The sequence below is a fragment of the Streptomyces sp. NPDC057137 genome (genome assembly GCF_042670825.1).
GTDB lineage: Bacteria > Actinomycetota > Actinomycetes > Streptomycetales > Streptomycetaceae > Streptomyces.
The window spans coordinates 1-11,813 of sequence record NZ_JBHUUW010000032.1; the positions used below are offsets into that span (position 1 = coordinate 1).

Here is an 11,813-nt window from a genome sequence, read left to right on the forward strand (position 1 = left end):
GCGGGTGATCCGCCGGCCGCCGCGTACGTGGCCAGGTGTCAGGCGCGCCGGCGGCTCGATGTGCGCCCCGAGACGAGGCGGAACAGTACGAGGAGGATCAGCGAGCCGACAACGGCGGCGATCCAGGTGGAGAGGTCGAAGAATCCGTCGATGGAATCGACTCCGAACATCACCTTGCCGAGCCAGCCGCCGAGAAGTCCACCGGCGATTCCGATGAGCATGGTGATGATGAGGCCACCGGGGTCCTTGCCCGGCAGCAGTACCTTCGCCACGATTCCCGCGAGAAGTCCGATAAAGATCCACGCGATGATGCCCACGAGGCACCTCCCTGTCTTCGGATCGACGACTTCGGTCACGACATCGGGTCACGACTGCGTCTGTTCGAATGACCGGGTTCTCCGTGCGGGGGTTTTCAAACGCCGTGGTTTTCCCAAGAGGCCGTCAAGAAAGGGGAATCAGCCGTCCGCGAGCGGCTGTTCGGTCCAGATGACCTTGCCCTGGGCGCTGTAGCGGGTCCCCCAGCGCTCCGCGAACTGGGCGACGAGGAAGAGCCCGCGGCCCCCCTCGTCGGTGCCGGCCGCCTGCCGCAGATGCGGTGAGGTGCTGCTGTGGTCGGAGACCTCGCAGATCAGGCTGCGGTCGCGGATCAGTCGTACGCGGATGGGTCCGGAGGCGTACCGGATCGCGTTGGTGACCAGTTCGCTGAGGATCAGCTCGGTGGTGAACGCCTCCTCGACCAGGCCCCAGTCCGTCAGTTTGCGCGTGACGTCGGCCCGCAGCCTGCCTACGGCGGCGGGGTCGGCGGGAATCTCCCAGTCCGCGACGTGCGCGCCGTCCAGCACCCGCGTGCGGGCGACCAGCAGGGCGATGTCGTCACGGGGGTGCTCGGGCAGCAGTGCCTGGAGGACGGCGTCGCACGCCTGCTCCGGGGTCCGGTCGGCCTGCGCGGCGAGCGTACGGCGCAGCAGCGACAGGCCGTCGTCGATGTCCCGGTGCCGGTCCTCGACGAGTCCGTCGGTGTACAACACCAGCCTGCTGTTCTCCGGCAGATGGACCTCAAGGGTTTCGAAGGGCAGCCCGCCGAGGCCGAGCGGTGGGCCGCCGGGGACGTCCGCGAAGGCCGCCGTGCCGTCCTCGTGGATGAGGACGGGCTGGAGGTGGCCGGCGCGGGCCATGGTGCAGTTCCCGGACACCGGGTCGTAGATCGCGTACAGACAGGTGGCGCCGGTGACTCCGGCGTCGGCTCCGTCGACGGCCTCGTCCTGGTCGATGCGGGCGACCAGTTCGTCCAGGTGCCACAGGAGTTCGTCGGGCGGCAGGTCCAGGGTGGAGAAGTTGTGGACGGCGGTACGGAGCCGGCCCATGGTGGCGGCGGCGTGAAGGCCGTGGCCGACGACGTCCCCGACGACGAGCGCCACACGGGCGCCGGGCAGCGGGATGATGTCGAACCAGTCGCCGCCGACGCCGCCGAGCCCGCCGAGACCTGCCTGGGCGGGCAGATAGCGGTACGCGACGTCGATGGCGTTCTGGTCGGGGAGACCGCGCGGCAGCAGGCTGCGCTGGAGTGTGACGGCCATGGTGTGCTCGCGGGTGTAGCGGCGGGCGTTGTCGACGCTGACCGCCGCCCTGGCGACCATCTCCTCGGCGACGGTCAGATCCTCGCCCTCGAACGCCTCGGGCTGCACGGACCGCCAGAAGGTGGCGACGCCGAGGATGACGCCCCGCGCCCGCATCGGAACGGTGATCATCGAGTGGAAGCCCTCTTCGTCGACCAGCTTCCTGGCGCGCTGGGGGTGCTGCTTGTGCCAGCCGGCGAACGCGGCGAGATCCGGGACCAGGATCGATTCGCCGTTGGCGACGGCGTCGCTCACGGGAGTCGACGGGGGCAGCTGGATCAGCTCGCCGACCGGGTAGAGCGAGGTGTCCTCGTCCCGGCCGCTGGAGGCGGTACGGCGCATGTCCAGCACCACGGCGGTCGGCTCCTCGCCCCGCAGGACGGCCTCGATCACATCGACGGTGGCGAAGTCGGCGAAGTGGGCGGCACCGAACTCGGCCAGTTCCTCGCAGGTGCGGACCACGTCCAGGGTCGTACCGATCTCCGTACCGGCGTCGTACAGCAGCCGCAGGCGCCCCCGGGCCACGTCGGCCTTTCCGGTGAGCGCCTGGAGTTCGGTGGTGTCCCGCAGAGTGGTCACGCTGCCGGGCGGGCCGCCGTCCTGGTCCGTGGGCCGCTGGCTGATGGCGAGCAGCCGCTCGCCGACGGGATGGACCTCGTCGGTCGCGGTCCGGCCGGAGCCCAGCAGTTTCCCGGTGCTCGGGTCCAGGCCCAGATCGGTGACGGGGCGGCCTTCCACGTCCGCCGGCAGGTCGAGCAGTCTGCGGGCCTCGTCGTTGGCGAGCAGCAGCCTGCCGTCGCCGCCGGCGATGAGCACCCCCTCGCGTACGGCGTGCAGAACCGCGTCGTGGTGCTCGTACATCCGGGTCATCTCGGCGGGTCCGAGCCCGTGGGTCTGGCGGCGCAGGCGTCTGCTCACCAGAGCCGTACCGCCCATGGTCAGGACGAGCACACCGGCCGCGGCGCCGAACAGGAGCGGGAACTCGTCCTCCACGACCGCGCTCACGCGTTTGATGGTGATGCCCGCGGAGACCATCCCGACCACCTTGCCGCGCGCGTCGAAGACGGGGACGACCGCCTGCACGAGCGGGCCGATGGTGCCGGTGATCCGCTCGGTGATCACATGCCCTTCGAGGGCGGGCTTCAGATTGCCGACGAATTTCTTGCCGACCCGGTTGGGAATCGGGTGGGTGTAGCGGATTCCGTCGGTGTTGAGTACGACGATGAAGTCCACGCCCGAGCGCGCTCTGGCCAGCTCGGCGGGTCTGCGCAGGACCTCGGCGGGATCGGGGTTCTTGAGCGCCGCCTGGATGCCCGGCGAGTTCGCGAAGGTCTCGGCCACGGCGACGGAGCGGTTGCGCGCCTCGCGGTCGCTGTCCGTACGGCCCTGGAGTACGAGCGCGGCGGAGGCGGCGGCGACGAGCAGTACGACGATCGCCACCTGAAGGAGAAAGACCTGGCCTGCGACAGTTCTCATCTTCAGAACGGAGCGCCGGCGGCCGTCGCGTCCGGCCATGACCCCTTTCTACACCCCTCTCAGGGGGTGGGCGAGCCGCCGGTGCCGGTACGGGGTCTTGACCCGGCACTTCGCCGCATGAACCATTCTGCGGGTCCGGGAGTGATGGGGAGTGAAGCGGAGTGGGACGAGTGTTCGCCGGCCGGTGCGGCCGGTCGACTGATCTTGGGGGTTCATCGGTGTCCCGTCGGCCCGTCCTCGCCGTCGCGCTCGCCGCCGGCGCGTTGCTGCTGACCTGTCTGCCCAGCGCCGCCGCGCAGCGGCCGGGCGGGGGTGACGCGCGGCTCTCCATCGTTACGCTGTCGACCCGGCCCGACGTGGTCACCGGCGGTGACGTGCTGGTGTGTGTCGGGGTCCCGCGCGGCCTCGACCCCGACGACGTACGCGTCACCCGCGACGGCACGGACGTGACGTCGGCGTTCACGGCCACGGGCGCCACGCCCGGGACCCTGACCGGTCTGGTGACAGCCCTGCGCGAGGGCGGCAACCGGCTCGTCGCGGCCGTCCCCGGCCGGCCAGGCGCGCGGGCCGTGCTCCAGGTGCGCGACCATCCGTCGACCGGCCCGGTCATCAGCGGTCCGCACGAGCGGCCCTTCGTGTGCGGTACGGAGTCGTTCAAGCTGGTCGACGGCTCGACGCTGGGGCCGCCGCTGGACGAGGACTGCTCGATCGCGACACGGGTCGACCACGCGTACCGCTCCACCGACGGGACCGTGAAGCCGCTGGCCGATCCGGCGGGCCGCCCGGCGGACCTCGCGACGACCACGACGACGACCGGCGCCCGGGTGCCGTTCCTCATCCGTATCGAGACGGGCACGCTCAACCGGGGCGTCTACCAGATCTCCATGCTGGCCGACCCCGTCGCGCCCGAGCCGACCCGGACGCGGCCCGCCGAGGGGTGGAACGGGCGGCTCGTGTACACGTTCGGCGGCGGCTGCCGGGGCGGCTGGTACACGCAGGGCGCGGACACCGGCGGCGTACTGGACACCGAGATGCTGGGGCGCGGGTACGCCGTGGCCTCCTCGTCCCTCAACGTCTTCGGCAACAACTGCAACGACCTGCTGGCGTCCGAGACCACGATGATGGTCAAGGAGCACTTCGTGGAGCGGTACGGCGTCCCGCGCTTCACCATCGGCTGGGGGTGCTCCGGAGGCTCGTACCAGAGCTATCAGACCGCCGACAACTACCCCGGTCTGCTCGACGGCATCATCGTCGGGTGCAGCTTCCCCGACGTGACGTCGGCGACCAACACCACGCTGCTGGACTCCCGGCTGCTCGACCACTACTTCACCGCGACGGCGCCGGACGAGTTCAGCGCCGGGCAGCAGACGGCGGTCGCCGGTTTCCGCGAGCGGGCGAGCATCCCGAATCTGAGCGACGGCGCGAAGCGCCTCGACCCGGACGCGGAGTTCCCCGCCGCCCTGCCCGCGGACCAGCGGTACGACGCGCGCACCAACCCCGACGGGGCGCGGGGCACGGTCTTCGACCACACCGTGAACGTGTACGGCACCGACCGGCGCACCGGCGCCGCGCTGCGCCCGCTGGACAACGTCGGTGTGCAGTACGGCCTCGACGCGCTGAACGCGGGCGCGATCGACAAGAAGCAGTTCATCGACCTCAACTCCCGTGTCGGGGGCATCGACCGCGACGCCGAGTTCACCGCGGGGCGGACGGCCGCCGACGCCGAGGCGACCGAGGCGGCGTACGGTACGGGCCGCATCCTGTGGGGCGGCGCCGGTCTGGCGAGCACAGCCGTCATCGACCACCGCTCCTACACCGACGATCTGCCCGGCGGCGACATCCACATGGCGGTGCACGGGTTCTCCACCCGAGCGCGGCTGATCGCGGCGAACGGGCACGCGGACAACCAGGTGATGCTCGCGGAGGACAACCGCCACGGGTTCAGTCTCAGGAGTCCCGCGCTGCGGTACGCCCTCACGGAGATGGACGCGTGGTTGACGTCGCTGACGTCGGACGCCGCGCGGCCGGAGTGGACCGAGTGGACCGCGCGGGACGTCGTCGCGCACAAGCCGGCGGGGCTGACCGACGCGTGCTGGACCAAGGACGCGGAGCCCAAGAAGATCGAGCAGCGGCTCGGTTACGACAACCCCGGCGAGTGCGGCGCGCTGTACCCGGCCTTCCCGACGCCGAGGCTGGTCGCCGGCGCCCCGCTCGCGGACGACGTGATCGCGTGCGCGCGCGAGGCGATCGATCCGGCCGACTACGCGGTGACATTCACCGGCGACGAACTGCGGCAGTTGCGCGCGGCGTTCCCGAGCGGGGTCTGCGACTGGAGCAGTCGCGGTCAGGGGCAGCGGCCGCCCGTGGACACCTGGCAGTCGGTCGAGGACAGGGGTGCGGCTCGATGATCGAGGTCGCCGTACGGGCGCGGGCGAAGTTGGGCGAGGGTCCCACCTGGGATCCCGCGACCGGCCGACTGGTGTGGGTGGACATTCTTTCCTCGCGGATCCACACCTTCGACCCGGCGGACGGCCGTCGTACGGTCATGGCGACCGAGCAGCACGTCGGCGCCGCGCTCCCCCGGGCCGGGGGCGGGCTGGTGGTCAACCTCCGTGACGGCATCGGTCTGTACGGCCCCGGCGGCGACTTCGAGTGGCTGGTGCACGACCCGGTGCCCGGCCGCCGGGGCAACGACGCGGCCGTCGCGCCCGACGGCGCGCTGTGGGCGGGCAGCATGCGCTACGACGAGGCGCCGGGCGGCGGGACGCTGATCCGGGTGGCGCCCGGTCTGTCCGGCGGAGCCGTCACCGACACGCGGCCCGTGACCGTCGGCAACGGCACCGGCTGGAGTCCGGACGGGCGGACGATGTACTACGTCGACACGCCCACCGGCCGTATCGACCGGTTCCGCGCCGACGCGCACTCCCCCGGCGAACCGCTCCTCGACCAGGGCCCGTTGGCGACGATCGAGCCCGGCGCCGGTCACCCGGACGGGCTGACCGTGGACGCGGACGGCTGTGTCTGGGTCGCGCTCTGGGACGGCGCCGCGATCCGCCGCTACACGCCGGACGGCGAGTTGGACCGTACCGTCGAACTGCCCGTAACTCGGCCCACGTCCTGCGCGTTCGGCGGCCCGGAGCTGCGCGACCTGTACATCACCACCGCCCGCGTCGGTGTCGTCGCCCCGCACCCCCTCACCGGCTCGCTCCTGGTCCTGCCGGACGCGGGGCAGGGCGTTCCCGACACCCCGTTCGCCGGCTGAGGTGGGTGCCCCGATGTCCCAACAGGCCGCACGGCTGGTCGTGTTCACCCGGACCGCCGACTACCGGCACGAGTCGATCCCCGCCGGGACCGAGGCTCTTCGGCGCGTCGGCGCCGAGGACGGATTCGAGGTCACCGCCACCGAGGACCCGGCCGTGCTGGAGCGTGAGGTCGCCCGGTCCGGCGTCGCGGTCGTCGTCTTCCTCTCCACCAGCGGGGACGTCCTCACCCCCGGCGCGCGCGAGGCGCTGCGGCTCCATGTGGCGGGCGGCGGCGGGTTCGTGGGCATTCACGCGGCGGCCTGTACGGAGTACGACTGGCCGTACTTCGGCGACCTGCTCGGGGCGCGCTTCGACCGGCACCCCCAACTCCAGCCGGGCACGGTCACGGTGGCCGACCACGACCACCCGGCGACCCGCCATCTCGGCGCGCGCTGGCGGTTCACGGACGAGTGGTACGACTTCCGGAGCGCACCGCGCGGCGTACGGATCCTGGCCCGCGCCGACGAATCCTCCTACAAAGGCGGCGGCATGGGCGAGGACCACCCGCTCGTCTGGTGCCACGAACGCCTCGGCGGCCGGGTGTTCTACACCGCCCTGGGGCATACGGCGGAGGCGTTCGCGGACCGGGACTTCCTCGCGCATCTGCGGGGCGGTATCCGGTACGCCGCGGGGTGGGAGTAGCGCGCGGCCAGGGCGTGTCCGAGCATCGCGGGCCAGGCGGGACTTTGCGGACACGCCCTGGCACCAGGAGTTGGTAAACCCGCAGGAAACAAGGGGGTTGCGGGCCCACGAGGCGCGGGATTTGCTTGGCCCATGCAGCGACCGGTCTCCACCACCCCGTCATCGGCGGCGCTCGACCACCGCTACCGGGGTGAGCATCCCGTACGGACCCTCGGCTATCTCTTCCGTCCCGACCGCCCCCGGCTCGCGGTGGCCGTCCTCGCCTTCATCGGAAAGCACAGCCCGATCTGGCTGCTTCCCCTCATCACCGCGAACATCATCGACACCGTCGTACAACACGGCCCGGAGTCCGACATCTGGATCAACGCGGGCGTGCTGCTCGTGGTCCTGCTGCTCAACTTCCCGCTGCATCTGCTCTATGTGCGATGTCTGGCCGGGAGCGTACGGCGTGTGGGCATGGCGCTGCGCGACGCGCTGTGCCGCCGGATGCAGCAGCTCTCGATCGGCTACCACTCGCGGGTGAGCGCGGGTGTGCTCCAGGCCAAGGTGGTCAGGGACGTGGAGACGGTGGAGCAGATGGTGCAGCAGTCCTCGGACATGGGGCTGGCCGCCGTCATCACGCTCGTCGGCGGACTCGTCGTGATCGGGGTGCGGGTGCCGTCGTTCCTCCCCGTCTTCCTGCTCGTCGTCCCCGCCGCCGGTTTTCTGATCGTGCGGCTGCGCGGCCGGCTCCAGAGCCACAACGCGGCGTTCCGCCACGAGGTGGAGCGCATGTCGTCACGGGTCAGTGAGATGACGTCGCTGATCCCGATCACCCGCGCGCACGGACTGGAGGGCGCGGCGATGGTCCGTATCGACGGCTCGCTGCGCCAGGTACTCGCGGCGGGGGTGCGGCTCGATCTGCTCAACGGACGCTTCGGCGCGCTCGCGTGGATCCTGCTCAACTCCCTTGGTGTGGCGTGTCTCGCGGGCTCGGCGCTCGTCGCGTATCACGGTCTGCTGCCCATCACGGCGGGCGACGTCGTCATGCTGAGCGCGTTCTTCACCACCCTGACCAGTTCCATGGTGACGCTGCTCGGTCTGGCGCCCGTCATCAGCAAGGGACTTGAGTCCGTACGGTCGGCGGGCGAGGTCCTGCAGGCTCCCGACCTGGAGAGCAACGCGGGCAAGGAGCAGGTCGGCTCGGTCGCCGGGCGCATCGACTTCCAGGATGTGGGCTTCCAGTACGACAGTTCGCCCGATCCCGCCGTGGAGGGCTTCACCCTGTCCGCGCGTCCCGGCCAGACCATCGCCCTGGTCGGCGCGTCCGGCGCGGGCAAGTCGACGGTGCTCAACCTCCTGATCGGCTTCATCCGCCCCACCTCCGGCCGCATCCTGCTGGACGGCACGGACATGGCCACGCTCGACCTGCGCAGCTACCGCCGGTTCCTGTCCGTCGTCCCGCAGGAGTCGATCCTCTTCGAGGGCACGATCCGCGAGAACGTCACGTACGGGCTGGACGACACGGACGAGACGACCGTACGGGGGGCGCTCCGGGACGCGAACGCCCTCGAATTCGTCGACCGGCTGCCGGACGGTCTCGACACCGTCGTCGGGGAGCGCGGCGCGCGCCTCTCGGGCGGCCAGAAGCAGCGGCTCGCGATCGCCCGCGCGCTCATACGCGACCCCAGGGTGCTTGTCCTGGACGAGGCCACGTCCGCGCTCGACACCCGCTCGGAGGCACTGGTGCAGGAGGCGCTGGCGCGACTGGTCGACGGCCGCACGGTCTTCGTCGTCGCCCACCGGCTGTCCACGATCCGGGGCGCGGACCGCATCGTGGTGATGGAGCACGGCCGGATCGCCGAGGTCGGCACGCACGACGCGCTGATGACGAGCGGCGGGGTGTACGCCGGCCTCCAGCCGGCGCACCGTGCCTCCTAGGTCCTGTCCGGGCGATCTTGTCGGATAGCCCGGGGCGTCTGGTGCGGTGCATCGCAAGGCGCCGAAGTGCCCTCAGGGTGGTTTCCTGTGGGCATTTCGGCAACGCGGCGAGGTGCCGTGCCAGGCGTTCCGGGCCCGGCAAGATCGCCCGGACAGGGCCTAGTACGGGCCGGGTGTCGAGTACGGACCGGCTGACGGCCGGGCCTCGCGGAGTTCGGTGCAGTGGGCGATCGTCGCGTCGTCCGCCGCCACGGCGTGGCGGGCCTCCGCCCGCCGGACACGCCGGATGATCTCGGCGGGTCCGTCCGACGCCAGGAGGGCCATGACCCCCGGCCAGTCGGTGAGTCCGAACCGGTCGACGATACGGCCGGCCCCGTTGCTGAGCAGGGCGGCGCCGGTCAGCTCGGAGACCGGGCAGCTTCCGGTGATCGCCTCGTCCGCCGCGCGTGGGTCGTCCTTGGCCACCCAGAAGCCGCCCGGTCCGTTCCGGTTGGCGCGCAGGTCGCGGAGGATTCGGTGGTATTCGTCGCTGCCCTCCGCGACGGCCTTGAGCGCGGCCTCGTACCGTCGGCTGATGATCACCTCCCGGGGGTCGGTCACGACGAGCGGAGCACCGTCCGCCCGGTCGAGTACGAGGGCCGAGTCGCCGAGCACCAGGTACTCGGCGAGGCCGTCGGACAGGCGCAGGACGGCCACGGTCGCCGACGGGCTGATGGGGTCGGTGACGGCACAGGTGTCCCGGTGATCGTCCGTCACGCGCTCGATGCCCGCGGCGAGCAGCGCCGCGAGGCCGCGGTCCGCCTCCAGTGCCAGGAGACCGAGGAGGGTGCCTCCCAGACGGGAGGCGTACCAGGCGACGCCGTGCCGGCAGGTCGATTCGGCGCCGGGGATGCCGGCGCCGTCGATGAGCACCGCTGCGGTCGGTACGGCGCCGGTGAAGTCCTCGTTCACGCGGCCGGGCCGCTTCGGAACGCTCGCCATCGACACCCGCATGCCCTACCGCCGCCTCTCCAGCGGTCAAGACGTCGAGGGTAGAACAACCCCGGCGCGCCCCCTGCGTGACTAGGGCGCGGGGTCGCGGTGGTGGACGAGCAGCATCGCGATCGCCAGCGCCATGATCGACCAGAGCCCGTACACCGCCCACGAGCCGGCGATCGTCGCCGGATAGAGCTCGCGGACCGGGGATTCGCCCACCTCCACCAGTTCGGACCAGGCTCCCTGGGGCAGGGCGTGCTGGATGGAGGCGGCCATGTGGTTGCGCTCGTTGAGGAGGGACGGCAGGACCAGAAGGATGAAGGTGAGGGTGACGATCGTCGTCGCGGTGTGCCGGATGAGGGCTCCGACGCCCATACCGACGAGCGCGCACACCGGGGCGAGCAGCGCCGACGCCACCATGACGCGTGCGGCGCCCGGGTAGTCGAAGGGCAGGCCGACGTGCCGGCCGGACAGGATCGCCTGGGTCACGGCGAACGAGGTCACGGCGGCGACGGCGCCGAGGGCGGTGGTGACCGCCGTGACGACGACGGTCTTGGCCGCCAGTACCGAGCGGCGGGCCGGGACGGCGGCGAACGTCGTGCGGATCTGGCCGGTGCTGTACTCCCCCACCAGCGTCAGCGCGCCGATGCTCGCGGCGGCGAGCATGAGGACCATCGCCCCGCCGATGGTGAAGGCGTCCCGCATGGCCCAGATCGGGACGAACAGCTCCCGGATCCCCTCGGGGTAGCCCGGCCAGTTGTTGTGGTCGGCGACAGCGGCGTTCGTGTTGATCAGGATGACGAGCAGCGCGCTCACCGCGAAGGCCCAGGGCGTGGAGCGGAGCGACCACATCTTGATCCACTCGGCGGCGACCAGGTCGTGGAACCTGGCGCGGGGCTCGGGCGCGGGTTCGCTCCGGTCGGCGGTGACGGGTGTCCTGGTCTGCGTGGTCATCGTGGGTCCCCCGCGCCGTATTCGACGCTGTCGGCGGTGAGTTCCATGAACGCCTCTTCGAGCGAGGCGGAGCTGGTCGTCAACTCGTTGATCCTGATGCGGTGTTGGTGGGCGAGTTCACCGATGCGCGCCGCGTCGGGGCCGGTTACGGCGAGCTGGTCGCCCGGCCCGCCGGCGGCGGGCGGTCGTACGTCCGCGCCTTCGGCCGTCAGCAGCGCGGTGAGCGCCGCGGCGTCCGGTGTACGGACGGTCACGCTCGACCGGGTGCCTCGGGCGGCGAAGTCCACCAGGCTCTCGGCCGCGATGAGTTCGCCCCTGCCGATGACGACGAGATGGTCCGCGGTGTTCGCCATCTCGCTCATGAGATGGCTGGAGACGAATACCGTGCGCCCTTCGGCCGCGAGCCGCCGGAACAGCCCGCGTACCCACAACACCCCTTCCGGATCAAGGCCGTTGATCGGCTCGTCGAACAGCAGCACCGGCGGATCGCCGAGCAGCGCGGCGGCGATCCCCAGCCGCTGCTTCATCCCGAGCGAGAACCCGCCGATCCGGCGCCGGGCGGCGGCGGCAAGTCCCACCTCCTGGAGGACGTGGTCCACCCGGCTCTTCGGCAGGGCGTTGCCGCGCGCGAGGGCGGCGAGATGAGCGCGCGCGGTGCGCCCGCCGTGGATGTCGTGGGCGTCGAGCAGCGCGCCGACGTGCCGCAGCCCGCGCGGGTGGTGGTGGAAGGGGCGGCCGTCGATGGTGGCGGTGCCGGCGGTGGGCCGGTTCAGGCCGATGAGCAGCCGAAGCGTGGTGCTCTTGCCGGCGCCGTTGGGGCCGAGGAATCCGGTGACCCGGCCGGGGTGGACGGTGAAGCTGAGGTCCTTGACGGCGGTGGTGCCGCCGTAGCGCTTGGTCAGTTCGTTGACTTCGATCACCCGGCCAA

9 protein-coding genes are annotated in these 11,813 nt (G+C 71.5%); 4 read left to right on the forward strand and 5 right to left on the reverse strand.

From position 1 onward, the window contains the following. Positions 1-38 precede the first annotated feature (38 nt). Together ACFT9I_RS23685 and ACFT9I_RS23690 are read right to left on the reverse strand one after the other, a co-directional pair. A complete protein-coding gene (locus ACFT9I_RS23685; RefSeq protein WP_382567192.1) occupies positions 39-317 on the reverse strand; it encodes a GlsB/YeaQ/YmgE family stress response membrane protein in 279 nt (92 codons plus the stop codon). Positions 318-455: 138 nt separating this feature from the next. After that, on the reverse strand, positions 456-3,131 hold the full coding sequence (locus tag ACFT9I_RS23690) for a SpoIIE family protein phosphatase (protein WP_382567194.1): 2,676 nt from the start codon (positions 3,129-3,131) through the stop codon (positions 456-458). Between the two features lie 179 nt (positions 3,132-3,310). On the opposite strand from ACFT9I_RS23690, the gene ACFT9I_RS23695 reads away from it, so the two are divergent. The 4 genes from ACFT9I_RS23695 (at position 3,311) to ACFT9I_RS23710 (ending at position 8,956) form a co-directional block, all read left to right on the forward strand. After that, the gene (locus ACFT9I_RS23695; protein WP_382567197.1) at positions 3,311-5,500 is read left to right on the forward strand and encodes a DUF6351 family protein; all 2,190 of its coding nucleotides are present in this window, start codon (positions 3,311-3,313) and stop codon (positions 5,498-5,500) included. Further along, positions 5,497-6,354, forward strand: a complete 858-nt coding sequence (locus ACFT9I_RS23700) for an SMP-30/gluconolactonase/LRE family protein (RefSeq protein ID WP_382567198.1) — start codon at positions 5,497-5,499, stop codon at positions 6,352-6,354. Before ACFT9I_RS23695 ends, ACFT9I_RS23700 begins: the two co-directional genes overlap by 4 nt. A 13-nt stretch (positions 6,355-6,367) precedes the next feature. Further along, complete coding sequence (locus ACFT9I_RS23705) at positions 6,368-7,036, forward strand: ThuA domain-containing protein (RefSeq protein WP_382567199.1); 669 nt, start codon at positions 6,368-6,370, stop codon at positions 7,034-7,036. A 132-nt stretch (positions 7,037-7,168) separates the two neighbouring features. Beyond that, complete coding sequence (locus tag ACFT9I_RS23710) at positions 7,169-8,956, forward strand: ABC transporter ATP-binding protein (protein WP_382567201.1); 1,788 nt, start codon at positions 7,169-7,171, stop codon at positions 8,954-8,956. Between the two features lie 159 nt (positions 8,957-9,115). On the opposite strand, the gene ACFT9I_RS23715 is transcribed toward ACFT9I_RS23710, so the two are convergent. The 3 genes from ACFT9I_RS23715 to ACFT9I_RS23725 form a co-directional block, all read right to left on the reverse strand. After that, positions 9,116-9,937 carry an integrase gene (locus ACFT9I_RS23715; RefSeq protein WP_382567203.1) on the reverse strand — a complete coding sequence of 274 codons (822 nt, stop codon included), beginning with the start codon at positions 9,935-9,937 and terminating at the stop codon, positions 9,116-9,118. 81 nt (positions 9,938-10,018) lie between these two features. Continuing rightward, positions 10,019-10,885, reverse strand: coding sequence for an ABC transporter permease (locus ACFT9I_RS23720; protein WP_382567205.1), 867 nt, complete (start codon positions 10,883-10,885; stop codon positions 10,019-10,021). Further along, entirely contained in the window at positions 10,882-11,805 is a 924-nt protein-coding gene (locus ACFT9I_RS23725) for an ATP-binding cassette domain-containing protein (RefSeq protein WP_382567206.1), read from the reverse strand. The genes ACFT9I_RS23720 and ACFT9I_RS23725 overlap by 4 nt, the downstream gene beginning before the upstream one ends. Between the last annotated feature and the right edge of the window lie 8 nt (positions 11,806-11,813).